This window comes from Pseudarthrobacter sulfonivorans (assembly GCF_014712225.1).
GTDB classification, from domain to species: domain Bacteria; phylum Actinomycetota; class Actinomycetes; order Actinomycetales; family Micrococcaceae; genus Arthrobacter; species Arthrobacter sulfonivorans.
Genome location: NZ_JACXBW010000005.1, coordinates 179523 through 203322 on the forward strand (window position 1 = coordinate 179523; position 23800 = coordinate 203322).

The following is a 23800-nucleotide window of genomic DNA, read 5'->3' on the forward strand; positions in this document are numbered from 1 at the left end:
GTCAGGAGCCTGGGAGGATATCCGTAATCCGCCATTGCCCATCCAGGGTAACCAGAACGAGCCGAAGGGCCTGTTCAGTGCCGGCGGCACCGGCGGCCACCATCGCGCCGGAGCTGTCCTGTTCCACGTACGGCGATGTCGCCGAAGTGACGCCCACTATCGCCTGGCCGGCTGAACTTCCCGGCTGAACCTGGACACCGGAAACTGTGCTGGTGAAGCCCGCGAGGACGTGACCGGATCCCTGGAGCTCGTCCTTGAGGCGTGCATCGGTGGCGGCCGCCGCGGACCCCGGGGCGTTAACAAGGTCCAGGAGCTCCAGCCGGCCCGAGCTGAACGCCAATGAGCGGACGGCAGCAAGCCCGTGGACTGCCTCGGCCGGGTCCCTAGAACCCAGCCGCGCCGCGACGGCAGCCGGAATCCCGGTGTCGTCGGTTCCCCCCGCCGCCTGCCGGGACGGGTCCGGATCGGAACCGTTCCGCGCCGCGTGGGCCGAGTCGCTGCCGGCGGCCGGCCCTTCGAAGCCGGCCAGATTTGCGAACGGTCCGCCCGGCCCGAAGGCGCCGGCCGTCCAGATGACACCTGCCACCACGGCAGCAGCGCCCGCGGCCAGCACAACGGTCCCCCGCCTGTGCACCGCCTTCGGCACCTGACTGCCCCGTCCTCTGGGACCGGAGCGCTGCCGCCCCGAGCCTTGTGGAGGCGAGGGTTCCGGAGGCGTGTCCGGAGGTGAGGGTTCCGGAGCCGTGTCCGGAACCCGCAGCCCGGTCCCCGGCTGCCGGGCGTGCTTGCCGAGCGGCGTGCACTGTTCCGCTCCTGCGGTCAGGGGCAGTCTGGCAGGGAGAGCCGCGTCTGAACTGGGCGGTCGCGGCTCAGGTGCCTCCTGCTCGGCCGGGAAAGGGAGTGCCTGCCGAACTCCGATGAGTCCGGACCAGCGCGACGTCGAGATTTTTCTGCGCCAGGCCCGCAGGCCGTTCCGGGCAACACTGTCAGGATGCTCCGGAGCGCGACGCCGGGTCAGCAGCTGCGGGATGACGGTGGCGTGGACAGAGGACGCGAGGTCTATCGGCAAGGGCGGCGCGCAGCGGTAGATCGCCGTCGCTAGCTCAACGGCCGTGGGCCGCAGCCGACGGTCCTCATTCAGGCCGGCCTCGAGGGCTGCCGTCAGCTCGGGCGGCACCTCCGGGAGCAGGAGCGATAGCGGTGCGCGGTCCGCGGTCCGCCGCGGCGGCTCACCGGTCAGGCAGTACCACCCCAGGGCTGCCACCGAATAAACATCACGTTCCGGCTGCAGCCCGGCCCGGACCGCATCCACCGGTGCCGGGTCCATAAAGCCGGCCGTGCCATGGTCCGCCACCGCCGATGCGTCTCCCACCATCCTGGCAATACCGACGTCGGCAAGCATCGGTTTGCCGTGCGCCGTGAACAGGACATTTCCGGGCGAGACGTCGCCGTGCGTAAACCCCTTGGCATGCAGGTAACCCAGCACCTGGGCGATGGGGGTCAACACGGTGACAGTCTCGCCAACGGGGAGTTGACGGCGGCTGCCAACCAGGTCTGCCAGGGAGCCGCCGGGCGCGTAATCCAGCAGTAGGCCAATCCCGTGGCTGCCGGCTTCCGCCGTCCCTCGCTCTTTCGGAAGCCGCGCGAAGCGGACGGCGTCGTGGGCCTTGATCAGATGCTGATGGTCCAGCACCGACAGGATCCGGATCTCACGGCGGACGTCGTCCTCGTCGGCGGCGACGGCGGCCGGTCCGGCGTCAACCGCGCCCGTTCCCCCGCTGCCTTCGAAGGCCTCCATACTCCGGTTGCCGAGGCATTTCAGCGCAAACTCCCGGCCGGTCCTTTCCTCGGTCACCAGCCACACTGTTGAGCTTCCGCCGCGGCCCAACATGCGTCCCACCAGGAAACCCGGAACCACCGGAGCAGTGAAATGATCCATGAGTCATGTCTAGCGGAATCCCGGAAGGCGCGCAGAAGTTATCCACAGGCAGTGGACGTCCTGGTCCGGCCCGGGCAGCATGAGAGGTGCGCCACTTATATCGGACCCCTCAGGGACCGGGGTCTAAGCTGGATGCCATGACTCTTGAGTTTTCACAGGTGGGTCTCGCCCCCGACTTGGTCGAGTACACACGGGGCTGGGACCTGCAGCGCGAAATCCACGCCAAGGTGGTCGCAGCCGAGGCACCCAGCACGGTCCTGATCCTTGAGCACGCCGCCGTCTACACCGCCGGCAAGCTCACCGAAGAGCACGAGCGCCCGCTGGACGGAACCCCCGTGATCCCTGTGGACCGCGGCGGCAAGCTGACCTGGCATGGCCCGGGCCAGCTGATCGCCTATCCCATTCTCAAACTGAAGAACCGGTCGGGCATCCGCGACTACGTTGAGCGGCTCGAGGCCGTCATGATCGCCGTCATGGCTGACTACGGCATCAACGCCGAGCGCATCAAGGGACGCGCCGGAGTGTGGATCACCGCGGACAGCAAAGGCCCGGACCGGAAGATTGCCGCCATCGGCATCCGCGTCCTGGACGGGGTCACCATGCACGGCGTGGCCATCAACTGCAACAACGACCTGGCTCCCTACGCGCAGATCATTGCCTGCGGTATTCCCGACGCCGGCGTCACCACGATGTCCATCGAAGCCGGCAGAACAATCAATCCGAGTGACATAGCAGACCGGTTTATGGACGAGTTCCGCAAACACGAAGAAGCACTCGTTTCAAACCCCGAAGGAGCGCTCCTGTGACATTGGCACCAGAAGGCCGGAAGCTGCTGCGCGTTGAGCAGCGCAACTCCGCTGTACCCGTGGAGCGGAAGCCGGAGTGGATCAAGGCCAAGGTCCAGATGGGTCCTGAGTACGTCCAGCTCAAGAACCTGGTCAAAAAAGAGGGACTTCACACGGTCTGTGAAGAGGCCGGCTGCCCGAACATCTTCGAGTGCTGGGAAGACAAGGAAGCCACGTTCCTGATCGGCGGCTCCGAATGCACCCGGCGCTGTGATTTCTGCCAGATCGATACCGGCAAGCCCTCCCCGGTGGACATGTTCGAACCCACCAAGGTGGCCCGCTCGGTCCAGGCCATGCAGCTGCGCTACGCCACCGTCACCGGCGTGGCCCGTGACGACCTCGCCGACGAGGGCGTGTGGCTGTACGCCGAGACGGTCCGGAAGATCCACGAGCTAAACCCCGGCACCGGCGTGGAACTCCTGATCCCGGATTTCTCCGGCAAGCCCGAGCACATCGCGGCGATCTGCGATTCCAAGCCCGAGGTCTTCGCACACAACGTCGAGACCGTGCCGCGGATCTTCAAGCGGATCCGGCCCGCGTTCCGGTACGAGCGGTCCCTGGATGTCATCACGCAGGGCCGGGCCCTGGGCATGGTGACCAAGTCCAACCTGATCCTGGGCATGGGCGAGACCCGCGAGGAAATCTCCGAAGCCCTGAAGGACCTGCACGAGGCCGGCTGTGACCTGATCACCATCACCCAGTACCTGCGCCCGTCCGAGCGGCACCTGCCGGTGGACCGCTGGGTCAAGCCGCAGGAGTTCGTGGACCTCCAGAACGAGGCCAACGAACTCGGCTTCCTCGGCGTCATGAGTGGCCCGCTGGTCCGCTCCTCCTACCGTGCCGGCCGGCTCTGGGCCACCGCGATGCGCAAGAAGGGCTGGGAAATCCCCGCCGAACTCGCCCACATCGAGTCCTCCGGCAGCACCCGCCAGGAAGCCAGCTCACTGCTCGCGGCACGATCCTGAGCAGCAAATTAGTTGTGCCCTGAGGGCCGGCACCGGACAACGTCCGGCGTCCGGCCCTCAGTCATAAATCACGTAGAATTGAGGCACTATGGCGAAATCCCCTGATTCCAGTAACACTGCACCGGCGGCCGACGGCGCCCCGAAGCGTGGCCTCTTCTCGCGCAAGCCAAAAGAAGCGAAGGTCAAGAAGCCCAGCCGGCTCAAGCAGATCGGCGAAGTCTTCAACATGACCCGCCGCCACGACCCCATGGTTCCGTGGCTGATGCTGCTGGTCTTCCTTGGCGTTGTGGCCATCAGCTTCCTGGTTGGCTTCTGGCTGGAGAACTGGATCACGGGCTTGCTGATCGGCATTCCGCTGGGCCTCCTCGGTGCCACCCTGATCCTGTCCCGGCGGGCGGAGCGCGCGGCGTTCGCGCAGATCGAGAACCAGCCCGGCGCTTCAGGTGCGGCCCTGGGCACGCTCAAGCGGGGCTGGGTCACCGAAGACCAGCCCGTTGCCGTCAACCCGCGCACCCAGGATGCCGTGTTCCGCGCCATCGGCCGTCCCGGCGTCGTCCTTGTCAGCGAAGGCCCCACCGTCCGCGTCAAGCCGCTGCTCGATGCGGAGCGCAAGCGACTGGCGCGCATCCTCCCGAACGTCACGGTCCATGTGATCGAGAGCGGCCGCGGGGAGGGCCAGGTGCCCATCAGCCAGGTTGCCAAGAAGATGGGCAAACTGAAGAACGAACTGACAAAGCTCGAGGTGAACGCAGTGTCCAAGCGCATCTCGTCTTTGGGCAACCGCCTCCCCATCCCCAAGGGAATCGACCCCTACAAAGCGCGTCCCAACCGCGGACGCTAAGAACCTAAAACCGCCCCGGATCCGGCTCAGGCTGGGCACCGGGGCGGTCTTTTTTGTGGCGCCAACCGGCGCGCCAACGCATCGTGAGATCGGAGAAGCCCATGAAAATGCCGCTGAAGACTGTTGTTATCCGTACCTTCCGGATCCTGGCGGTCGCCGAGGCGTTCAGCTGGGCGGCCCTGCTGATCGGCATGTATTTCAAGTGGATCGCCAAGACCACCGAGCTGGGCGTAGAGATCGCCGGACCCATTCACGGCGCACTGTTCGTTGGCTACGGAGTGGCAGCCCTCGCGCTGTGGCGGTTCCAGCGCTGGCCGTTCGTCGTGGCGCTGTTTGCCGGGGTATCAGCGGTCTTCCCGTTCGCGACCATCGCCTTCGAACGCTGGGCCGGGAAGCGCGGTCACCTCACCGACAACTCAGCACGCACCGCAGAAGTCAAGGAACCCGCAGGCGTCTAGGACCGCCCCGGGCGGGAGATTCTACCGCCGCACCAGGACCGTGTTCATGGCTTTGTCGTGCAGGCCGCGGTGGTCCGGGTCGAAGATCACGGCCGGAATGACCAGGCACAGGAGCAACGACCGCACCAACCCGGCCAGCGGGCCCGCCGGAGCCCCGCCCAGGCGGAGAACGTGGATCCCCACTATCCGGTGGCCGATGCTGTAGCCGAGGGTGCCGACGAGCAGCATCTGCTCCACGGCGAATACGGCCAGGGTGGCCCAGGAGTCACCGCCGAACGCGAAGTTGCTGATCAGCAGGGCCAGTCCCCAATCCAGCACGATGGCCACAATTCGCCGTCCCGCACGGGCGATGGAACCGGGTCCGGATTCGGGCAGCCCCAGCCGCTCCCCCGGATATTTGGAGATGCCGGAAGTGTCCGGTCCGGTGAGCCAGGAGCCAATGTCGTTGCGATCTACCACCGTCCAATCCTACCGACTCGTCACCGTTCACAGCGTGGAAGCCGCTGGACCGCAGTGTGGTCGCCCGATAGCGTTGCGTGAGCGGGGCATTCTGTAACCTGCGCGAAACAATACGGACACTGTCGGGAAATGACATGTCCATAAGGTTGGTAGCAGTTTCAAGCAATGGCCCGAGCAGGGGAACACTGTTTCCCTGCCCTTCGGATTGCGCTGGACCAGACGGCTTGCAGCCAGATATTTACATATGCGATAGGAGCATAGATGTTCAAGAATGCGGACGAAGTCCTCAAGTTCATCAAGGACGAGGATGTCAAATTCGTCGATATCCGCTTCACCGACCTCCCCGGCGTCCAGCAGCACTTCAACGTGCCGGCCAAGAGCGTCGACGCTGATTTCTTCGTCAACGGCCAACTCTTCGACGGTTCCTCCATTCGCGGTTTCCAGGGCATCGCCGAATCGGACATGCAGCTGATCCCTGACGTCACCACAGCATTCCTGGACACTTTCCGCATGGAAAAGACCCTCGCGCTGAACTTCTCCATCGTGAACCCGCGCACCGGCGACCCGTACCACCGCGACCCCCGCGGCGTGGCCGAAAAGGCTGAGGCCTACCTCGCCTCCACCGGCATCGCCGACACCGCATTCTTTGCTCCCGAGGCCGAATTCTTCGTCTTCGACAACGTCCAGTACCAGTCCTCCCCCGAGGGCAGCTTCTACAAGATCGACTCCGAAGAAGCGCACTGGAACTCCGGTCGCGAAGAAGAAGGCGGAAACCTCGGCTACAAGACCCCCGTCAAGGGCGGCTACTTCCCGGTTTCCCCCACCGACAAGCAGGCGGACCTCCGCGACGCCATGTGTATTGCCCTGGACGAGGCCGGCCTTGAGGTCGAGCGCAGCCACCACGAGGTGGGCTCCGCCGGCCAGGCTGAAATCAACTACAAGTTCACCACCCTGACCCACGCGGCTGATGACCTGCAGAAGTTCAAGTACGTCATCAAGAACACGGCCGATGCCTGGGGCAAGTCCGTGACTTTCATGCCGAAGCCGGTCTTCGGTGACAACGGCTCGGGCATGCACTGCCACCAGTCGCTGTGGACCAACGGCGAACCGCTGTTCTACGACGAAAAGGGCTACGCCGGCCTGTCCGACATGGCACGCTGGTACATCGGCGGCCTGCTGAAGCACTCCGACGCAGTGCTGGCCTTCACCAACCCGACGGTGAACTCGTACCGCCGCCTGGTCAAGGGTTTCGAAGCCCCGGTCAACATGGTTTACTCGCAGGGCAACCGCTCCGCCGGTATCCGCATCCCGATCACGGGTTCCAACCCGAAGGCCAAGCGCATCGAATTCCGCGCTCCCGACCCGTCCTCCAACCCGTACCTGGCCTTCGCTGCCCAGCTGATGGCCGGCATTGACGGCATCCGCAACCGCATCGAACCGCCCGCCCCCATCGACAAGGACCTCTACGAGCTCCCCGCCGAGGAAGCCAAGGACATCCCCAAGGCTCCGGGCAGCCTGGAAGAGGCCCTCGAGGCACTCCGCGAGGACAATGAGTTCCTGCAGGCCGGTGGCGTGTTCACCCAGGACCTGATCGACACCTGGATCGAGTACAAGTACGAGTACGAGATCCGCCCGCTGTCCCTGCGCCCGAACCCGTACGAGTTCGAGCTCTACTACGGCGTCTAGCATTATTTCGCGGCAAGAGCGGCCGTAGCCCGCAGACAGTCCGAAAAAATCGAGTTACAGCAAGGCCGGTCCCCTGCACCACCCGGGGCCGGCCTTTGCTGTGGCCGGATTCGCCCGGCCGGATCGGCGAAACCGCAGGTCAGCCTGCCGCCGCCGCGCCCCCGACGGCCGCCCGCGTGCTCTCCCTTGTGGGCCACATGCACCGGGTGTGGCCCATGTGGTCGGCGCCGGTAAATTGCCGGGTCCCCCGCGGTGCCATGCCGAGCAATTGGCTATTTACAGCGCCTCAGCGGGCGCCGTAAGGTGCTCACCTAGCAAAGTGTGGACATCCTTGAGAAGGGAAGATGAGCACCATGACAAGGAGCAAGATTGCCGTAACGGCCCTGGCCGCCGCGAGCTTGGCCTTCGCCTTGCTGGCCGGCGGCCCCGCCGTGGCGGCCCAGGCCGCCGACAAACCGCTGATTGGCCTGACCTTCGACGACGGGCCCTCGCCCCAGCGCACCGCGTTCGTCCTGGACGTCCTCAAGCAGAAAGGCGTCAAGGCGACGTTCTTCCTCGAGGGCTCCCACGCCCAGCAGTACCCCGACCTCGTCCGCCGGATCAAGGCCGAGGGCCATGTCATCGGAAACCACTCCTGGGACCACGCCAACTTCCCCGACATCACCCAAGCGGCGCAGAAGCAGCAGATCGACCGCACCAACAACGCCATCAAGGCCGCCACCGGCGAGGCGCCCAAGCTCATGCGCTTCCCGTTCGGCAACAGCACCTCCTACTCCCTGAACTACATCAAGACCATCGGCATGACCGGCGGAATCCTCTGGCGCTGGCATATCGGCCAGCCCGGTGACTTTGAGTGCCCCGGCGCGGCCGGCGTTCAGAAGTATGTGATGGACGAGGCGGCACCCGGCGCGATCATCCTGCTCCATGACGCCGAGGACGTCCTGTCCTGCCCCTCGTCGCAGTGGACCTACCTGGCCAAAACCATCGACGCACTGCGGGCGAAGGGCTACGAGTTCGGGGTGGTCGCCCCCTCCACCAGGGCCAACCCGCTCAACGAGGGCTCACCGGCCGTCGTGGTAGCACCCTAGGCCCTCGCCCGGCCGCCGGCTTAGTCCGCGCGGCAGGCCTTCTCAAGGGCACAAATATCCCGGCACACTTCAGTCCGACGAAGTCCGCCCGGAGAGCCGGCATCCATGCTGAGCCGTCCGGGCGGACTTCTTTTAATCCGGCAGGTTTGGCGAAAGGTGGAGGCTGGCTCCAGACGTGCTGAGACCAAGAGCCAGCCCCCTGACATGTGCTCCCCCGGACGAAGACTTTCAAGCCTTCCCCCCAACAAGGACTGAAGAACACCGCCACCCACATGATGGGTCAATGTGCGCCCGGAGGCAATGTTGTGGCTGCGTGTCTGGCCGAATTATCCCCTGAAGGCGCGGAACATGATCCGTTGGGGCCCGGAACTCCCGCCCAGGTATTGTCCCTTGTCCACGAATCCTGCGTTCCGGTAGGCGGCCAGGCCGGCAGGGTTGCCCTCATTGACTGAAAGTACGACGCCGGCCTGACCGCCGCCGTGCCTCGCTGTCAGTTGCGCGGCTGCCGCCACTGCCGCGGCCGCCGCGAGCCGCCCCAGTCCCCTTCCCTGGTGCCGACGGTCGATCGCGAACCCGCGCAGCAACCAGGCGGATTCGTCATCCGGCCAGCCGGCGAGGGTTGCCGCGCCTGTCTGCAGTGTCAGGATACCGACGGCGATCCCGTTGGAGTCAATGGCGTAAGGATGCCGGCTATCCTCTTCCAAGCCCACAAGTGCCATGCGCAGGGGTTCATCCACGTAGCTCCGCTGGTCGGCGGTGACTTCGAGTTCGGCAATCTCCCCCAGCTTCACGGCGCGGGCGTCGTCGTCGACATCCTTCAGCGGCAGCAGCCACACGTTTTCAGGCATCACAGTAGCCTGCCCAACGCATTGCCGTGTCCTCGCTCCCGCGCACGCCGGAGCGGGCCGTCCCGTACCGGTCTCAGGATCAAAGAACCTTGGACAGGAAGTCCTGGGTCCGCTGTTGCTGCGGGTTTCCGAACAGCTGCTCCGGCTTCCCCTGCTCGCAGATGACACCGTCCGCCATGAAAAGCACACGGTCGGCGACCTCGCGGGCGAAGCCCATTTCATGCGTCACCAATACCATGGTCATGCCTTCGGCAGCCAGGTCCTTGATGACCTGCAGCACCTCGCCCACCATCTCGGGGTCGAGCGCGGATGTAGCTTCATCGAAAAGCATGATGTCCGGGTTCATGGCCAGCGCCCTGGCGATCGCCACGCGCTGCTTTTGGCCGCCGGACAGCGACGCCGGCCGGGAGTCGGCTTTCTCGGCCAGTCCGACACGTTCCAGCAGCTTCAGGGCGTTTGCCCGGGCCTCGTCCTTGCCCTGCTTCTTCGATTCCACCGGTGCCAGCATGATGTTCTCAATAACGGACATGTGAGGAAAAAGGTTGAAGTGCTGGAAGACCATGCCGATGTGGCGGCGAACCTCGTTGATGTCCACTTTGGGATCCGACACGTCGAAACCATCCACGGTGACGTGGCCGGCGGTGATGTCCTCGAGCTTGTTCAGGCAGCGCAGGAATGTGGATTTGCCTGAGCCGGAGGGACCGATCACGCAAACCACCTCGCCTTCCGCAACCTCCGCGTTGATGCCTTTGAGGACCTCATGCGCCCCGAAGGACTTCTTGAGGTCCCTGACCGAGATCTTGCTGGCGGCACTTACTGCTGTGCTCATTTGTTGAACCTCTTATCTGCCACGTTGGCCAGTTTGGTCAAGAGCATGATCACCACGAAGTACAGAACAGCCACAATCAGCAGCGTTTCGGTAATCCGGAAGTTCCCGGCGTAGATCTGCTGGCCTTGGTAGAGGAGTTCGGCGAAGCCGATGGCGAGCAGCAGCGAGCTGTCCTTGAGCATGATGATCAGCTGGTTGATCAGGGAGGGCGTCATGATTTTGAAGGCCTGCGGGACAACGACCTTCTGCATGGACTTGGCGTAGCCGAGGCCCAGGCTGCGGCTGGCTTCGAGCTGGCCCGGGTCCACGGACTGGATGGATCCGCGGACGATTTCCGTGATGTAGGCACCTGAGTTGAGGCTCAGGGTCAGCACGCCCGCCACCCAGATGTCGATCGGCTGGCCGGTCAGCTGCGGGACGCCGAAGTAGAAGAAGAAAGCCCACACCAGCAACGGGGTTCCGCGGAAGACGCTGACAAAGGTCGTCGCAATGCCACGGAGCAGCACGCTGGTGGAGATCTTCAGGAAACCCATGAAGAGACCGATCAGCATGGCGATCGCGAAGGAGATGGCCGTCACCAGCACGGTGTTGCCAAGTCCCTTCATGAGCGCGGGGAAGCTATTGACCAGCAGGTCCCAGAAGCTGGACGGGGTAGCCTGGGTCGGGTCCTTGAGGTACTTGTCCAGAATTTCCTGGTATTTGCCGGTGGACTTCAGCTCCCCCAAGCCAGTGTTAAAGGCCTGCAGCAATTCCGGGTTCTGGCCCTTGTTGACGGCGAAGCCGTAGGAGCCACCCTTCTCCTTCTCTGTCACGGCCTTCAGCCCGTTGTTCTGGCTGATGCCGTACGCCAGGACCGGGTAGTCGTCGAAGACGGCGACAGCGTTCCCGGACTTCACGAGCTCGTACATGGTGGCGGACTGGTCCAGGGACTTGACCGTGAAGCCGTACTTGTCCGCGATGGACTTGGCGAAGGTTTCGCCCTCGCTGCCGGTCTTGGCCGTGACCGTCTTGCCCTTGAGGTCCTCGTAACCCTTAATGTCCGAGTTGGACTTGGCGACGGCCATCTGGACGCCCGACTCGAAATAGGGGTCGGAGAAATCGTAAATCTGCTTGCGGGGCTCGGTGATGGACATTCCGGCGATCACACCGTCCACCTGGTTGGAGGAGAGCGCCTGGAGTGCGGCGTTGAAGCCGAGCGACTTGATCTCGACGGCGAATCCCTGCTTCTTCGCGATCTCCTGGATGATGTCCATGTCGATGCCGGTCAGGTCACCGCCGGCATCGCGGAACTCGAACGGGGCGAATGTGGTGTCCGTGCCAATGACAAAGGTCTTGCCCGAGAGGCTCGTCGACGCGGTGGCCGGCGCTGAACCGATGGTGGCCGCGGTGGCGTGTGCCGGCGCGGCCGAGGCGCCGACGGCACCGAAGAACATGGCGGCAATAGCCAGCAACGCTCCGATGACTGTGGCCGTCCGGTGCCTGACGGCCCCGGTCTGCTGGAGTCTGGACAAGTTCTAACAACCCCTAGGTAAAGTGCGGCGGCCGGTCCTTGGACCGGCAAACTGACCCCTAGAGGTTACCCGCATTTCGCGGCTGTCATCACCGGCGCGCCCGCCGGGCGGACTTGTCCGGCCGCTAATGACCGTAGAAAACCCTCTCGAAGACCGCCCTGGCACGCCGGCTCAGGCGCAGGTAATCCTCCTCCAATGCGGCAGCGTGGCCAGGTTCGTAGCCGCACCAGCGCGCCACGGCTTCAAGGTCCCGCCGTGAGGACGGCAGCAGGTCCGAGGCCCGGCCGCTCCAGATGACGTTGGCAGAACGGATCCGGCTGGCCAGGCGCCACGAATCCGCCAGGAGTTTCGCATCAGCCACGGAGAGCAGGCCCAGGGACGCCGCAGCGTCCAGGGCCTCCACAGTGGACGTCGTCCGCAGCTCCGGGTGCTTCCCTGCGTGCTGGAGCTGCAGGAGCTGGACCAGCCATTCGACGTCGCTCAGTCCCCCGCGCCCCAGTTTCAGGTGGCGTGCAGGATCCGCCCCGCGCGGCAGCCGCTCCGCCTCCACCCGGGCCTTAACCCTGCGCACCTCGCGGACGTCGTGCTCGGAAATCTTTTCCGGGTATCTGATCGGATCGATGAGGGCCACGAAATCACTGGCCAGGGAATCGTCCCCGGCCATCGGGCGCGCCCGCAGCAAGGCCTGAGCCTCCCAGACCAGGGACCACCGGCGGTAGTACTCGGCGAAGGAATCCAGGGAACGCACCATGGCGCCGTTCTTCCCCTCGGGACGAAGATCCGCATCCATCTGCAGGACCCGTTCGGCCATGATGGCAGGCTTCAGCGGCTGCGTCAGGAGGCTGGAAACCTTGGAGACGATGCGGGCGGCCTGCTCCTGGGCTTCCTCCTCCGTGAAGCCGGGCAGGGCCCGGTGAACGTACATCACATCGGCATCGGAGCCGTACCCGATCTCGCGCCCGCCCTGCCGTCCCATGGCAACGATCAGCATGGCGGTCTTGAGCGGGCCCTTCGCAGACACGATGCCTTCGGCTACCCGCAGGGCACCCAGCACTGCTGCCCGGTCCGTGTCCGCCAGGGCTGCGCCAACCTCCTCCTGGTTGAGCAGTCCCGCAGAGTCGGCGATCGCTATGCGCAGGATCTCCCGGCGCCGGATCAGGCGGATCAGCCGCATGGCGCTTTCCGGATCGGAATGGCGCGACATCTTGGCGGTAATTTCCTGCCATTGGGCTTCGAAACCCAGCGGTGCGAGGTCCTTGTTCGTTCCCAGCCAGGCCACCGACTCCGGCGAGACCTCCAATAAGTCCGCGATCAGGCGGGAGTTGGAGAGAACGTGGCACAGCCGCTCGGCCGCGGCCGTGGAGTCACGGAGCATACCCAGATACCAGTGTGTGGTTCCGAGCGCTTCGCTGACCCGCCGAAACGCGAGGAGTCCCGCATCAGGATCAACCCCTTCGGCGAGCCAGTCCAGCAGGATGGGCAACAGCTGGCGTTGCAGGGCGGCGCGTCGGCTGACGCCGGCTGTCAGCGCCTCGATGTGCCGCATGGCTCCCTTGGGGTCAAGGTAACCCAGGGCAGCGAGGCGGCCCTGGGCCGCCTCGGGCGTCAGCCTCGCATCTTCGGTGCTGAGTTTGGCGGCCGTGTTAAGCAGCGGACGGTAGAAAATGCGTTCATGCAGCTCGCGGACGGACCTCTTGGTTTTCTGCCACTGTGCGAGCAGGGCGTCCGAATGCGGACGGTCGGTGGAGAACGGCCCAAGCACTGCCTTGGCCAGCGCGCGCAGGGCCGGTTCACTGACTGGCATGAGGTGCGTACGGCGGAGCTGGAACAGCTGGATCCGGTGCTCCAGGAGCCGGAGGTAGCGGTAGGCCTGGTCGAAGGCCGCGGCGTCGGACCGGCCAATGTAGCCCCCCGCAGACAGTGCCGCTATCGCCGAAGTCGTATCCCTGCGGCGAAGCGATTCATCGGATTTTCCGTGCACCAGCTGAAGCAGCTGGACGGTGAACTCAACGTCCCGGAGACCGCCCCGGCCGAGCTTGATCTGGCGCTGCTCCTCGGCTGCGGGAATGTGTTCGGTAACCCGGCGGCGCATCGCCTGCACTGATTCGACGAAGCCCTCCCGCCCGGCTGAACTCCAGATGAGCGGCGCCACCGCGTTTTCGTAGCGTTCCCCAAGTTCCCTGTCCCCCGCGATGGTGCGGGCCTTCAGCAGCGCCTGGAACTCCCAGCTCTCGGCCCAGCGGGCGTAGTAGCTCTCGTGGGACGCGAGGGTCCGCACCAGCGGCCCGGACTTGCCCTCCGGCCGCAGGTTGGCGTCCACCTCCCAGAGGCCCGGCTCCCGCGCCACCGAGGAAATCGCCCGGGAGATGCCGGCGGCCAGGGCCGTACCGATCGTGCTGGCCCGGGCATCGTCCAGCTCTCCGGCGTCGATCACATAGATAACGTCGACGTCGGAGATGTAATTCAGTTCGCGGGCCCCGCATTTGCCCATTCCGATGACGGTCAAGCCAACGGCCGCCACTTCCGCTGCGCTGAACTTCTCTGCCGCCTCCGCCCGGGATACCGCCAGGGCAGCCTCGATGGCGGCCCCTGCAAGGTCGGCCAGTTCGGCTCCGACGGCGGGCATGAAGTCCAGCGGGTCCGCGGCGCAGAGGTCCTTGACTGCCAGGTCCACTACCCCGCGGCGGTAGGCCGTTCGTAACGCGGCATAGGCGTCGGAGCCGGTTATCCCGGCCAGCGGCCTGGCCGACCTTGAGTCTGCCCGGACGGATGAGAGAAGAGCTGCCCGGAGCTGCTCCGGGTCTGCCTGCAGCGGTTCCGGACTGGCGGTGACCTCGAAGGCCACCAGGTGTTCCGGATGCCGGATCAGGAATTCACCCAAAGCCTCCGAGGCGCCCAGGACGCGGTAAAGCGGCTCGCTGGTCTCCGGGTCCGCAGCAGCCAGCTCCCGGAGGGCCGGGTGTTTCTCGATCAGGCGGACCAGGGACTGCAGCGCGACGTCGGGGTTTGCGGCCATCTGCAGGCCCGCAAAGACCCTCTCCGGGTCCAGGCCTTCCAGTTCGGGGGCAGCCAGGAACCTCCCGCCCTTCTCCAGGTCACTGAAGCCGGCAGAGATGAGGCGGCGGGCGAGGCTCACCGCTGCCGCCTAGAGGATGCCGAGGTTGCGCTGCAGTTCGTAGGGCGTCACCTGGAGCCGGTAGTCCTGCCACTCGGCCCGCTTGTTGCGCAGGAAGTGTTCATAGACCTGTTCGCCCAGAATCTGCGGCATCAGTTCCGATTCCTCCATGCTCCTAATCGCGTCGTGGAGGCTGGCGGGCAGCGGATCATGCCCCATGGCCCGCCGTTCAGCCGAGCTCAACGACCAGACGTCATCCTCCGCCGCTGCCGGCAGTTCGTAACCTTCCTCGATGCCCTTCAGGCCCGCGCCCAGCAGGACCGCGTACGCGAGGTAGGGATTGGCCGCGGAATCGATTCCGCGGTATTCGATGCGGGCTGACTGGCCCTTGCCCGGCTTGTACAGCGGCACCCGGACCAGCGCGGAACGGTTGTTGTGACCCCAGCTCAGGTAGCTTGGGGCTTCGCCGCCGCCCCAAAGACGCTTGTACGAGTTGACGAACTGGTTGGTCACCGCCGTGAACTCCGGGGCGTGCTTCAGAATGCCGGCGATAAACTGGCGCGCCGTCTTGGAGAGCTGGAACTCTGCGCCGGCCTCGTAGAACGCGTTCGCGTCGCCTTCAAACAGCGAGAAGTGGGTGTGCATGCCGGACCCCGGGTGCTCGGTGAAGGGCTTCGGCATGAAGGTGGCATAGGTGCCCTGCTGCAGGGCCACCTCTTTGATGACAGTCCGGAACGTCATGATGTTGTCCGCTGTCTGGAGGGCATCAGCGTAGCGGAGATCGATCTCGTTCTGGCCCGGCCCGGCTTCATGGTGGCTGAACTCCACCGAAATGCCAACGGATTCCAGCATGGTCACCGCGGTCCGGCGGAAATCCTGGGCCACGCCACCGGGCACGTGGTCGAAGTAGCCTCCTTCATCCACCGGAATGGGTGAGCCGTCGGGGCCAGGCTCCTGGGACTTCAGGAGGTAGAACTCAATCTCGGGGTGCGTATAGCACGTGAACCCCATGTCTGCAGCCTTCGCCAGCGTGCGCTTGAGGACGTTTCGCGGATCCGCGGAGGACGGTTCACCGTCCGGGGTCAGGATGTCGCAGAACATACGGGACGTCTGTTCGGTCTCACCGCGCCACGGCAGGATTTGGAAGGTGGACGGATCCGGCTGTGCCAGCATGTCCGATTCGAAGACCCTGGCCAGGCCTTCGATGGATGAGCCGTCGAAGCCGAGGCCCTCTTCGAAGGCACCCTCAACCTCGGCCGGCGCCAGTGCCACCGACTTAAGCGAACCTACGACGTCGGTGAACCACAGACGTACGAACCGTATGTCGCGCTCCTCGATTGTGCGCAGGACAAACTCTTGCTGGCGGTCCATGGGGGCCTCTTCTCCGGTCAACGTTCATGCCCCGGTTCCGCGGAAGCGGCAGCCGGCAGCAGTTCATCACCACTTTACTAAGCAATCCATCCCGATGCGGGAGCCGCCGCCGCACGTAACACAGGGTTAACATCGCAACGCAGGGCGATCGTGCAAACCAGCGGCCCAATCGCCCCGTCCGGCGCCGAGGTTATGATGCGTATCACAGCGCGCGCGGCTGCAAGCGGGTGGCTAGGACCGTCTGTGCCGCACTACGCTCTTGCCATGGCCACAACCAATAGCTCCCACTCAAGCGCGTCCGCCGAAGTACCCGCACCCTACGGAAGCGGGCCCGCACCGGCGCAGGCGCCGTCGTCGGGGGCTTCCGCGAAGCCATCATCCAGAGTCCGGCTCCACCACCTGCAGCAGGCCAAGCGTGACGGCACCAGGTTCGCCATGCTGACCGCCTATGAGCAGTACAGTGCCGAGATCTTCGACCAGGCCGGCATCGACGTCCTCCTGGTGGGAGACTCCGCCTCCAACAACGTCTTTGGCAACGAGACCAGCCTGCCGGTGACCGTGGATGAACTCCTCCCGCTTTGCCGGGCCGTGGCCCGGTCGGCAAAACGCGCCCTGGTGGTCGCAGACCTGCCGTTCGGCAGTTACGAGGTCTCCGCCCAGCAGGCCGTGGCAACCGGCGTCCGGTTCCTCAAGGAAGGCCTGGCGCACGCCGTCAAAATCGAAGGCGGCAAGTACTACGCGGAGACGGTCCAAGCCATGGTGCAGGCGGGAGTTCCGGTCATGGCCCACATCGGGTTCACCCCGCAAAGTGAGCACGCACTGGGCGGGTATCGCGTCCAGGGCCGGGGCGACGACGCCCAGCGACTGATCGACGACGCCGTCGCGCTGGCTGAAGCGGGCGCGTTCAGTGTCCTGATGGAAATGGTGCCCGCGGAGACCGCGGCTGCCGTCGACGCAGCAATTGACGTTCCGACGGTGGGGATAGGCGCCGGCAACGCAACCACCGGCCAGGTTCTGGTCTGGCAGGACATGGCCGGCCTCCGGGGCGGCCGGATGGCGAAGTTCGTGAAGCAGTACGCCGATCTCCGCACCACCCTCAGCGACGCGGCGAAGGCCTACGGCGAGGAAGTCCGGTCAGGACAGTTCCCGGGCCCTGAACACTCGTTCTAGCGCAGCCGCCTAGGCCGGCGTCTTACTCCCCAGCGTTGGTGGCACCCTCTTTTGTGGCAACGCCGTCGACCTTGATGGCGGACACCTCGAACTCCAGGGTGATTTTGTCCGACACCAGGACCCCGCCGGAGTCCAGCGTGGTGTTCCATTTAAGCCCGAAATCCTGGCGGTTGATGCGACGGGAACCTTCGAAGCCGGCCCTCAGGTTGCCCATTGGATCCCGCTCGACGCCCATGAAGTCGATCGGAATCGACACCTCCCGCGTGATGCCCCGGATGGTCACGCCTCCGCTGACAATGAAATGGCCTTCGTCCACCTGATCAACACGGTCGCTCACGAACGTGATCTCCGGGAACCGGGGAGCGTCAAAGAAGTCGTTGGTCCGCAGGTGCTGATCGCGGTCCGCATTCCGGGTATCGATGCTTGCGACCTTGATGCTTACCTGCACACCTGAGCGTTCAGGGGCATCCGGGTCGACGGTGATGGTGCCCTCGACATCATTGAAAGCTCCACGGACCTTGGTGACCATTGCGTGGCGGGTGGAAAAGCCGATACGCGTATGCGCCGGGTCGAAACGCCACTGACCTGCGTATTCCGGCCTGATGTCAGCCATGACGTGCCTCCTTGCGGTACGGTTCAGTCCTCGTCGCCTTTTTCCCAGGATTCGTTGCGGGCACGGACTTTCTCCAGCGCGTGCTCCGCCTCTTCACGTGTCTTGTACGGGCCAATCAGCTGGCTCCAGTCAGAGAGCGCGTCCTCTTCCACTTCGTGGGTATTCACGTTGTACCAGTACTCAGTCATCGATGCTCCTCGTTCCGGCTTGCAGGAGGCCCCGCTGTGATCCACGTAACGTAACAGCAGATGCGGACAGGTTGGGGCTTCCATTACTTGGCGTTCTGCGGCGCCTTATATGATCAATGTATGCCTTCCCTCGCCTCAACTGCACCTACCGGAACCCTGACCAGGGGAACCGTCAGCCCGCAGCTCCCCGTTCCGGCGTCCATCCCGCGGCCGGAGTACGTGGGCAAGCCCGGCCCGGCCAAGTTCACCGGCTCGGAGGTCAAGTCGGCCGAGACCGTTGAAAAGATCCGGATTGCCAGCAGGATCGCGGCCCGGGCCATTGTGGAAGTGGGGAAGCATATCCAGCCGGGAGTCACCACGGACCAGCTGGACAGAGTGGGTCACGAGTTCCTGTTGGACCACAAGGCCTACCCGTCCACCCTGGGCTACCGGGGATTTCCGAAGTCCCTGTGCTCATCGCTGAATGAGGTCATCTGCCATGGCATCCCGGACAGCACAGTGGTCCAGGACGGCGACATCATCAACATCGACATCACGGCCTTCATTAACGGCGTGCACGGCGATACCAACTACACCTTCCTGGTAGGGGACGTCGACGAGGAATCACGCCTCCTGGTGGAGCGCACCCACGAGTCGCTCAACCGGGCCATCAAAGCCGTGGCCCCGGGCCGGGAAATCAACGTGATCGGCCGTGCCATCCAGTCCTACGCCAAGCGCTTTGGCTACGGCGTGGTGCGCGACTTCACCGGTCACGGCGTGGGTGAAGCGTTCCACACCGGCCTGATCATCCCCCACTACGATGCCGCCCCTGCCTACAGCACCGTGATCGAGCCTGGAATGGTCTTCACCATCGAACCCATGCTGACCCTGGGCACCATCGAATGGGACATGTGGGAGGACGACTGGACAGTTGTCACCCGCGACCACAAACGGACCGCCCAGTTTGAACACACCCTGCTGGTGACTGACTCCGGCGCCGAAATCCTCACGCTCCCCTAATTATCCCCGGTCAGCCGCCCGGCCTGCCCGCCCTGCCACGAACGGAACAACATTGGCCAACAAGGACGAGAAGTCGCACAAAAAAGCCCCGCTGATCGGCATCGACATCGGCGGTACCGGGATCAAGGGCGGCATTGTCGACCTGAAGAAGGGCAAGGTCCTGGGTGAACGGTTCCGTGTTCCCACTCCCCAGCCGGCCACCCCTGAGGCCGTAGCCGAAGTGGTGGCACAGGTCGTGGCCGAGCTTTCCGGCCGCCCCGAGGCTCCGGCCGCCGATTCGCCGGTGGGCGTCACGTTCCCCGGCATCATCCAGCACGGTGTGGTGCATTCCGCGGCGAATGTGGACAAGAGCTGGCTCAACACGGACATCGACGCCCTGCTCACGGCGCGTCTGGGCCGCCCGGTAGAGGTCATCAACGACGCCGACGCCGCCGGGCTGGCTGAGGCGCGGTACGGCGCAGGCGCCGGGATTGACGGCACGGTCCTGGTCATCACCCTGGGCACCGGAATCGGGTCGGCCTTTATCTTCAACGGCAACCTGGTACCGAACGCCGAGCTGGGCCACCTGGAGATTGACGGCTTCGACGCTGAGACCAAAGCGTCCGCCGTGGCCCGCGAGCGGGACGGCCTGACCTGGGACCAGTACAGCGTGCTGCTGCAGCGCTATTTCTCGCACGTCGAGTTTCTTTTCTCCCCGGAGCTGTTCATTGTGGGCGGCGGCATCTCCAAGCGCGCGGACGAATACTTGCCCAACCTGAAGCTCCGCACCCCCATAGTCCCCGCTGAGCTGAAGAACGAGGCGGGAATCGTGGGCGCCGCCGTCGAAATCGCTGTGAAGCACAAGCTCACCAAGTAGCGTTGACTGACTTGGCTGCCCCGCGGCCCCGGGTGCCGGTGATGATCGTTACCGGTGCCAGCAGGGGCATCGGGGCGGCCATCGCCCGCCGCGCTGCCGGCGAGGGCTACGCCGTGGTCGTCAACTATTCCGCCGACGCCGCCGGCGCCCGTTCGGTGGTGCAGGACATCACCGGTGCGGGCGGAAAAGCCGTTGGCGTCCTAGCGGACGTGAGCGACCCGGCTGCCGTGGAAGCCCTGTTCGCGGCGGCTGACGGCCTGGGCCATCTGGCAGCGGTGGTGAACAATGCGGGCATCACCGGGAACCTGATTGGCAAACTCGCCGACGTTCCCGCGGAGACGGTGCGGCGGGTCATCGACGTCAACGTGTCCGGCCTGATCTACGTGTGCCAGGCCGCTGTCCGCAGGCTTGGGCGGAACAGCGGCGGCACGGGCGGCTCCATCATCAACATCTCCTCCACTGCCACGAAGGCAGGTTCGCCCGGCACGTGGGCACACTACGCCGCGTCCAAGGGCGCCGTGGATGTCCTCACGGTGGGTTTGGCGGCTGAGGTCGCGGAACAGGGGATCCGGGTCAACTGCGTGGCGCCCGGCAGTACCAACACGGGACTGCACGCCGCAGCCGGAATGCCGGACCGGATGGAGCGACTCAACTCGGCCATTCCCATGGGACGGGGCGCGGAGCCGCATGAGGTTGCGGCAGCGGTGATGTGGCTGATGTCCGCGGAGGCCAGTTACATCACCGGCGCGGTGCTGCCCGTCTCCGGCGGCGGCTAAAGGCGCCCACCACAGATGACGGCGCAGCGGCCGGCTTGATGCCCGTTGCGCACCGCATCGCTGGTGTGCGATCATTCCCGTAATCGTGATCCATCGGCAGGAGGTGAGACCCATGTACGCAGTATCCGCAATGGGCGCTCCCCGGCAGTCCGGGATCGCGCGGCTGAACTAGTCGCAGCCGGGAGCGCCCGCCAGGCAATTCGCGAAAGACGGCTCCCATGAACACAACACCTTCATCAGCTTTCCGATTCCCCCCAACAACGGCCTCCCACCGGCAGTGGTCCGGTCAGGATCAGCCGCAGGCCGACGCCCCGCAGCGCGGGCACGTGGCGGGCGGGCGGGCGCTGGTCCTCGGCGGCGGTGGATCGACAGGCAACGCGTGGCTGATCGGCGTCATCGCCGGCCTGTCCGATGCCGGGCTGGATGTGACCGAGGCCGATCTGGTCATCGGCACATCGGCCGGCTCCACGGCCGCGGCCCAGCTGGCCGGCGCGACCCCGGCGGAACTGCTTGCCGCCATCCTTGCCGCCGCGCCGCAGCAACGCACCGGTCCCCGGGGCGGCCGCGTTCCGATCGGGCCGACGGCGGACCACCTGCAGCGAACGGGCAGGATCATCGCCGCCGCTGAGGATGCGGCCGACATGCGCCGCAGAGTGGGCGCGGCGGCGCTCGACATGGCTGCGGCATCGGAGGGTTCCGGGCAAATGCGGTGGCGCGCGACCGTTGCCGCCCGGCTGCCCAGTCAGCGCTGGCCGCAACGAACGGTACTCATCACGGCGGTGGATGCCCCTACCGGTGAACCGGTCGTATTCGACCGCCGGAGCGGAGTCGACCTGGTGGACGCCGTTGCCGCCAGCTGTGCCAGTGGCTTCGCATACAGGATCGGGGACAACCAATATATCGACGGCGGCTACCGACGCAACGAGAATGCCGACCTGGCCGCCGGATACGGGCGGGTACTGGTGCTGTCGCCCTTCGGTGGCAGAACACGGACGCCGTTGGAGTGGGGCATGCAGCTTGCAGCACAGGTCGACGAGCTACGCGCAGGCGGCAGCCGGGTCGAAACGATCTTCCCGGACAACGGCTCCGAGCACATGTTCGGCGCCAATGCGATGGATCTGTCGCTGCGTCCGTCCGCTGCCCGGACGGGTTATGACCAAGGCAGGGCCCTTGCCGGGCGGCTCACCGAATTCTGGCGGTAGCCGGGCTTCCCGGCCACCGGCACCACTGCCTACAGCGGGCTCTTCTCCGAGCTCCTGGTGCTCTTCGCTGCCGGCCCGGCGGTTTCTTCCACCGACTCATGGCGGAGCAAGGCAATGGCCGTCTCGAAGTCCTCCAAGGATTCGAACGCCTGGTACACGCTGGCGAAGCGCAGGTATGCAACCTGGTCAAGCTTCTGCAGCGGGCCCAGGATCACAAGACCCACTTCGTGCGCTTCGATCTCCGCAGCCCCCGAGGCGCGGATCTGTTCCTCCACCTCTTGGGCAAGGAGCGCGAGGTCATCCTCGCTGACCGGGCGGCCCTGGCACGCTTTGCGGACACCGTTGATGACTTTACTGCGGCTGAAGGGTTCACCGACACCGGAACGCTTGATGACCGAAAGGCTGGTGGTTTCCACCGTCGTGAACCTGCGGCCACACTCGGGGCACTGACGGCGGCGCCTGATGGCCGAACCGTCGTCTGTCATGCGGCTGTCCACAACGCGGGAGTCCGGATTGCGGCAGAACGGACAGTACATGGTGTCCCCTCCTCCATCGTCAGCTAGCGGTCTACGAGTGATCTTACGTCATGAAGGAGCCCGCTTGCACTACATGTAGTGGTGGTCCCAACTACATGTAGTGCAAGCGGGCCCGTTCCGCGGACTCAGGCAGTCCCGGCGAAACGTGCCGTGACCGCCTGGCCGTGCGCCGGCAGGTCCTCGGCACCGGAAAGGCTGACGATGTGGCCGCTGACTTCCTGCAGCGCGGCCCGGCTGTAGTTGACCACCTGGATGGCGCGGAGGAAAGTGGTCACGTTCAGGCCGGAGGAGAACGCCGCCGTACCGCTGGTGGGCAACACGTGGTTGGAGCCGGCACAGTAGTCCCCCAGGCTGACGGGACTGTAGTCCCCCACGAATATGGCGCCCGCATTCCGGATTCTGGCGGCAACCGCGGAGGCGTCGGCGGTCATGATTTCCAGGTGCTCGGCAGCATACGCATCGCAGGCTGCAACGCCCTGATCGAGGTCCTCCACGAGGACGACGCCGGACTGGGGCCCGGACAGTGCCTCGCACACCCTGGCTGAGTGCTTGGTGGCGGCCGCCTGCCGGTCCAGTTCACTGCGGACGGCGGCCGCAAGATCCTCCGAGTCGGTGATGAGAACCGAAGCGGCCTTGGGGTCGTGTTCGGCCTGGCTGATGAGGTCGGCAGCTACAAGGTCCGGCTGCGCCGAGGAATCGGCCAGAATGGCGATCTCGGTGGTACCGGCCTCGGAGTCGATGCCCACTACGCCTTTGACAAGCCGCTTCGCAGTGGCCACAAAGATGTTGCCGGGACCGGTGACCACATCAACGGGCTCCAGGGCCGGTCCCGCGTCAGAGGCCTCCACCCCGTACGCGAACGCCGCGATCGCCTGCGCCCCGCCGATGGCGTACACCTCGCTGATGCCGAGCAGGGCGGCCGCAGCAAGAATGGTGGGGTGCGGGAGTCCCCCGAAGTCTTTCTGCGGCGGGGATGCAAGGGCGATGGATTCCACTCCGGCGGCCAGCGCCGGGACAACGTTCATGATGACCGAGGACGGGTAGACCGCCAAACCGCCGGGAACGTAGAGCCCCACACGCGAGACCGGCACCCAGTTCTGGCTCACCAGAGCGCCGTCGCCGAGTTCGACGTCGACGTTGCGCGGCCGCTGCCCGTCCGCGAACTGCCGCGCACGGCTGATGGATTCTTCCAGCGCGCTGCGGACGGCCGGGTCCAGTTCGGCCAGGGCCTTCGCCAGCGAGTCGGCCGGAACGCGGGGGTGCACCTGGTCAACTCCGTCGAACCGCCGGGCAAGGTCGCTGAGGGCGGCGAACCCCTGCTGGCGGACCGCATCGATGATGTGAAGGACCTTTTCTTCAGCGTCCGCCACGGTGTTCTGCCTAGCGCGGGGCACGGCGGCGCGCAGGCCGGCCAATGTCAGTCCCCGTCCCCGCAGGTCGACTGTCCGGAAGTTGACGGTTGCGGCTGGCAGGGTTGCTGGAAATTCAGGAGAAATGGTCACCGG

General features: G+C 65.3%; 22 protein-coding genes. 11 read left to right on the top strand and 11 right to left on the bottom strand.

What is annotated here, in order from left to right:
• Nucleotide 1 precedes the first annotated feature (1 nt).
• Entirely contained in the window at nt 2-1939 is a 1938-nt protein-coding gene (locus tag IAQ70_RS08645; RefSeq protein ID WP_190988900.1) for a serine/threonine protein kinase, read from the bottom strand.
• 137 nt (nt 1940-2076) lie between these two features.
• Here IAQ70_RS08645 and lipB point away from each other — a divergent pair, with 137 nt between their 5' ends.
• The 4 genes from lipB to IAQ70_RS08665 all read left to right on the top strand — a co-directional run bounded on the left by lipB (nt 2077) and on the right by IAQ70_RS08665 (nt 5048).
• Nucleotides 2077-2745: a lipoyl(octanoyl) transferase LipB gene (lipB, locus tag IAQ70_RS08650; protein ID WP_190988901.1), complete on the top strand. Its 669-nt coding sequence runs from the start codon at nt 2077-2079 to the stop codon at nt 2743-2745.
• Nucleotides 2742-3749 (top strand): lipoyl synthase, encoded by a 1008-nt coding sequence (lipA, locus tag IAQ70_RS08655; RefSeq protein ID WP_190988902.1) that lies wholly within the window; start codon nt 2742-2744, stop codon nt 3747-3749. The genes lipB and lipA overlap by 4 nt, the downstream gene beginning before the upstream one ends.
• A gap of 88 nt (nt 3750-3837) precedes the next feature.
• Entirely contained in the window at nt 3838-4590 is a 753-nt protein-coding gene (locus tag IAQ70_RS08660; protein ID WP_190988903.1) for a DUF4191 domain-containing protein, read from the top strand.
• Nucleotides 4591-4697: 107 nt separating this feature from the next.
• Entirely contained in the window at nt 4698-5048 is a 351-nt protein-coding gene (locus tag IAQ70_RS08665; protein WP_190988993.1) for a DUF3817 domain-containing protein, read from the top strand.
• A 21-nt stretch (nt 5049-5069) separates the two neighbouring features.
• Here the strand turns inward: IAQ70_RS08665 and IAQ70_RS08670 are convergent, their stop codons facing one another.
• Nucleotides 5070-5507, bottom strand: a complete 438-nt coding sequence (locus IAQ70_RS08670; protein WP_190988904.1) for an RDD family protein — start codon at nt 5505-5507, stop codon at nt 5070-5072.
• Between the two features lie 261 nt (nt 5508-5768).
• On the opposite strand from IAQ70_RS08670, the gene glnA (IAQ70_RS08675) reads away from it, so the two are divergent.
• Together glnA (IAQ70_RS08675) and IAQ70_RS08680 are read left to right on the top strand one after the other, a co-directional pair.
• On the top strand, nt 5769-7193 hold the full coding sequence (gene glnA, locus IAQ70_RS08675) for a type I glutamate--ammonia ligase (protein ID WP_190988905.1): 1425 nt from the start codon (nt 5769-5771) through the stop codon (nt 7191-7193).
• A 344-nt stretch (nt 7194-7537) separates the two neighbouring features.
• Nucleotides 7538-8281, top strand: a complete 744-nt coding sequence (locus IAQ70_RS08680; RefSeq protein ID WP_223859579.1) for a polysaccharide deacetylase family protein — start codon at nt 7538-7540, stop codon at nt 8279-8281.
• Between the two features lie 326 nt (nt 8282-8607).
• On the opposite strand, the gene IAQ70_RS08685 is transcribed toward IAQ70_RS08680, so the two are convergent.
• The 5 genes from IAQ70_RS08685 to glnA (IAQ70_RS08705) form a co-directional block, all read right to left on the bottom strand.
• Complete coding sequence (locus IAQ70_RS08685; protein WP_190988906.1) at nt 8608-9129, bottom strand: GNAT family N-acetyltransferase; 522 nt, start codon at nt 9127-9129, stop codon at nt 8608-8610.
• A 79-nt stretch (nt 9130-9208) separates the two neighbouring features.
• On the bottom strand, nt 9209-9958 hold the full coding sequence (locus IAQ70_RS08690) for an amino acid ABC transporter ATP-binding protein (RefSeq protein ID WP_190988907.1): 750 nt from the start codon (nt 9956-9958) through the stop codon (nt 9209-9211).
• Nucleotides 9955-11391 (bottom strand): amino acid ABC transporter substrate-binding protein/permease, encoded by a 1437-nt coding sequence (locus tag IAQ70_RS08695; protein ID WP_190988995.1) that lies wholly within the window; start codon nt 11389-11391, stop codon nt 9955-9957. The genes IAQ70_RS08690 and IAQ70_RS08695 overlap by 4 nt, the downstream gene beginning before the upstream one ends.
• A 202-nt stretch (nt 11392-11593) precedes the next feature.
• Nucleotides 11594-14605: a bifunctional [glutamine synthetase] adenylyltransferase/[glutamine synthetase]-adenylyl-L-tyrosine phosphorylase gene (locus IAQ70_RS08700; protein WP_190988908.1), complete on the bottom strand. Its 3012-nt coding sequence runs from the start codon at nt 14603-14605 to the stop codon at nt 11594-11596.
• A 9-nt stretch (nt 14606-14614) separates the two neighbouring features.
• Nucleotides 14615-15955: a type I glutamate--ammonia ligase gene (gene glnA, locus IAQ70_RS08705; protein WP_190988909.1), complete on the bottom strand. Its 1341-nt coding sequence runs from the start codon at nt 15953-15955 to the stop codon at nt 14615-14617.
• A 264-nt stretch (nt 15956-16219) separates the two neighbouring features.
• Here glnA (IAQ70_RS08705) and panB point away from each other — a divergent pair, with 264 nt between their 5' ends.
• On the top strand, nt 16220-17125 hold the full coding sequence (panB, locus tag IAQ70_RS08710; RefSeq protein WP_190988910.1) for a 3-methyl-2-oxobutanoate hydroxymethyltransferase: 906 nt from the start codon (nt 16220-16222) through the stop codon (nt 17123-17125).
• Nucleotides 17126-17147: 22 nt separating this feature from the next.
• On the opposite strand, the gene IAQ70_RS08715 is transcribed toward panB, so the two are convergent.
• Together IAQ70_RS08715 and IAQ70_RS08720 are read right to left on the bottom strand one after the other, a co-directional pair.
• A complete protein-coding gene (locus tag IAQ70_RS08715) occupies nt 17148-17738 on the bottom strand; it encodes a YceI family protein (RefSeq protein ID WP_190988911.1) in 591 nt (196 codons plus the stop codon).
• Nucleotides 17739-17761: 23 nt separating this feature from the next.
• Nucleotides 17762-17926, bottom strand: coding sequence for an SPOR domain-containing protein (locus tag IAQ70_RS08720; protein ID WP_190988912.1), 165 nt, complete (start codon nt 17924-17926; stop codon nt 17762-17764).
• 120 nt (nt 17927-18046) lie between these two features.
• Between IAQ70_RS08720 and map the strand changes: the two genes are divergently transcribed.
• The 4 genes from map (at nt 18047) to IAQ70_RS08740 (ending at nt 21759) form a co-directional block, all read left to right on the top strand.
• Nucleotides 18047-18925, top strand: coding sequence for a type I methionyl aminopeptidase (gene map / locus IAQ70_RS08725; RefSeq protein WP_190988913.1), 879 nt, complete (start codon nt 18047-18049; stop codon nt 18923-18925).
• 52 nt (nt 18926-18977) lie between these two features.
• Complete coding sequence (ppgK, locus tag IAQ70_RS08730; protein ID WP_190988914.1) at nt 18978-19781, top strand: polyphosphate--glucose phosphotransferase; 804 nt, start codon at nt 18978-18980, stop codon at nt 19779-19781.
• 2 nt (nt 19782-19783) lie between these two features.
• Nucleotides 19784-20557 (top strand): SDR family oxidoreductase, encoded by a 774-nt coding sequence (locus IAQ70_RS08735; protein WP_317983613.1) that lies wholly within the window; start codon nt 19784-19786, stop codon nt 20555-20557.
• Between the two features lie 218 nt (nt 20558-20775).
• On the top strand, nt 20776-21759 hold the full coding sequence (locus IAQ70_RS08740; protein WP_190988915.1) for a patatin-like phospholipase family protein: 984 nt from the start codon (nt 20776-20778) through the stop codon (nt 21757-21759).
• Between the two features lie 29 nt (nt 21760-21788).
• Here the strand turns inward: IAQ70_RS08740 and nrdR are convergent, their stop codons facing one another.
• A complete protein-coding gene (nrdR, locus tag IAQ70_RS08745) occupies nt 21789-22295 on the bottom strand; it encodes a transcriptional regulator NrdR (protein WP_190988916.1) in 507 nt (168 codons plus the stop codon).
• Between the two features lie 125 nt (nt 22296-22420).
• Complete coding sequence (gene hisD / locus IAQ70_RS08750) at nt 22421-23797, bottom strand: histidinol dehydrogenase (RefSeq protein ID WP_190988917.1); 1377 nt, start codon at nt 23795-23797, stop codon at nt 22421-22423.
• Nucleotides 23798-23800 lie beyond the last annotated feature (3 nt).

Excerpts from the sequence above, each read along its gene's own strand:
- IAQ70_RS08720 (WP_190988912.1), bottom strand. The coding sequence starts at position 17,926 with ATGACTGAGTACTGGTACAACGTGAATACCCACGAAGTGGAAGAGGAC.
- glnA (WP_190988909.1), bottom strand. The coding sequence starts at position 15,955 with ATGGACCGCCAGCAAGAGTTTGTCCTGCGCACAATCGAGGAGCGCGAC.
- IAQ70_RS08665 (WP_190988993.1), top strand. The coding sequence starts at position 4,698 with ATGCCGCTGAAGACTGTTGTTATCCGTACCTTCCGGATCCTGGCGGTC.
- glnA (WP_190988905.1), top strand. The coding sequence starts at position 5,769 with ATGTTCAAGAATGCGGACGAAGTCCTCAAGTTCATCAAGGACGAGGAT.
- lipB (WP_190988901.1), top strand. The coding sequence starts at position 2,077 with ATGACTCTTGAGTTTTCACAGGTGGGTCTCGCCCCCGACTTGGTCGAG.
- IAQ70_RS08645 (WP_190988900.1), bottom strand. The coding sequence starts at position 1,939 with ATGGATCATTTCACTGCTCCGGTGGTTCCGGGTTTCCTGGTGGGACGC.
- nrdR (WP_190988916.1), bottom strand. The coding sequence starts at position 22,295 with ATGTACTGTCCGTTCTGCCGCAATCCGGACTCCCGCGTTGTGGACAGC.
- IAQ70_RS08715 (WP_190988911.1), bottom strand. The coding sequence starts at position 17,738 with ATGGCTGACATCAGGCCGGAATACGCAGGTCAGTGGCGTTTCGACCCG.
- IAQ70_RS08690 (WP_190988907.1), bottom strand. The coding sequence starts at position 9,958 with ATGAGCACAGCAGTAAGTGCCGCCAGCAAGATCTCGGTCAGGGACCTC.
- IAQ70_RS08680 (WP_223859579.1), top strand. The coding sequence starts at position 7,538 with ATGAGCACCATGACAAGGAGCAAGATTGCCGTAACGGCCCTGGCCGCC.
- IAQ70_RS08660 (WP_190988903.1), top strand. The coding sequence starts at position 3,838 with ATGGCGAAATCCCCTGATTCCAGTAACACTGCACCGGCGGCCGACGGC.
- IAQ70_RS08685 (WP_190988906.1), bottom strand. The coding sequence starts at position 9,129 with ATGCCTGAAAACGTGTGGCTGCTGCCGCTGAAGGATGTCGACGACGAC.
- IAQ70_RS08695 (WP_190988995.1), bottom strand. The coding sequence starts at position 11,391 with ATGTTCTTCGGTGCCGTCGGCGCCTCGGCCGCGCCGGCACACGCCACC.
- panB (WP_190988910.1), top strand. The coding sequence starts at position 16,220 with ATGGCCACAACCAATAGCTCCCACTCAAGCGCGTCCGCCGAAGTACCC.
- IAQ70_RS08740 (WP_190988915.1), top strand. The coding sequence starts at position 20,776 with ATGAACACAACACCTTCATCAGCTTTCCGATTCCCCCCAACAACGGCC.
- map (WP_190988913.1), top strand. The coding sequence starts at position 18,047 with ATGCCTTCCCTCGCCTCAACTGCACCTACCGGAACCCTGACCAGGGGA.